Genomic DNA, 1198 nt, shown 5'->3' on the forward strand with positions numbered 1-1198 from the left:
AGGGTGTGCGCCGTGAAAAGGCGGCGCTTTCCAGCGGGTGCAAGCCCCGCCCGGCAACCGCTCCAGCCGGAAGCAACCGGAGCAGTCATGGAGGTAACGAAGTGGCTGAAGCCTCTGGTAATGCGTGTCACGAATAGGTGACAGCGCGAGTGTGCAGGCCGTAACGCGAGTGAACGCCGAGCAAACCTCGAAAAGGACGATGCGCAGGCCGACCCGGCAACCCTATCGGGGAAGGCTGACACGACTGGGTGGATGAGCAGGCTGGACGCCCAGCCGCTGCGCCGGGGTAGTGGCGACAGCATGTACACAAGGAAAGCGTACGCAACACGGGAAGTCCCTTGGCGTGGTCAGGGATGACCAACCGGACGCCCGTGAGGGACAGGCCGGGCGCCTTGGGATGACGGAGAGGCCCGTAGTACTGGCGAAGCCGGGTAACGCTGGTGGAGGGAAGGGGCCTCAGTTTAAGACCAACGCAATACGTAGTGAGGACGTGGAGATTGGGTAACCTATCAACTCCGATTCGTGTTCAGAAGCTGCAGACGGCGTTACACGCGAAAGCGAAGGCAGAAGCCGGGTACCGCTTTTATGCTCTGTACGACAAGATCTACCGTGAGGATGTGCTGGCGCATGCGTACGCCCAGTGTCGCTCGAACAGGGGCGCGCCGGGTGTCGATCGGCAGGACTTCGCGGAGGTCGAAGCTTACGGGGTGCAGAAGTGGCTCGGCGAACTGGCGCTTGCGCTCAGGCAGGAGAGTTACCGGCCGGATCCTATCAGAAGAGTGTTTATCCCGAAGGCCAATGGCAAGCTGAGGCCACTGGGCATCTCGACCTTGCGAGATCGAGTGTGCATGACAGCAGCGATGCTGGTGCTCGAACCGATCTTCGAAGCGGACCTTCCATCAGAGCAGTACGCTTACCGCCCGGGGCGAAATGCCCAGCAAGCGGTGATCGAGGTGGAGGAACGGCTGCATCGAGGGCAAACGGACGTTGTTGATGCCGACCTTGCGGACTACTTCGGAAGTATTCCACACGCCGAACTGATGCTGTCGCTTGCGCGACGCATCGTTGATCGGCGCGTGCTGCATCTGATCCGGATGTGGCTGGAATGCCCCGTTGAAGAAACCGATAATCGAGGCCGGAAGAAACGTACGACGGAGGCCAGAGACAGCAGACGTGGCATTCCGCAAGGCTCACCCAT

The 1198-nt window shown here is 60.9% G+C and carries 1 protein-coding gene; it reads left to right on the forward strand.

Annotation, left to right across the window (positions count from 1 at the left end):
- Positions 1-497 precede the first annotated feature (497 nt).
- A partial coding sequence (locus FSO04_RS45795) for a reverse transcriptase domain-containing protein (RefSeq protein WP_233465468.1) occupies positions 498-1198 on the forward strand: 701 nt, incomplete at its 3' end.

The sequence above is a fragment of the Paraburkholderia madseniana genome, from assembly GCF_009690905.1.
GTDB lineage: Bacteria > Pseudomonadota > Gammaproteobacteria > Burkholderiales > Burkholderiaceae > Paraburkholderia > Paraburkholderia madseniana.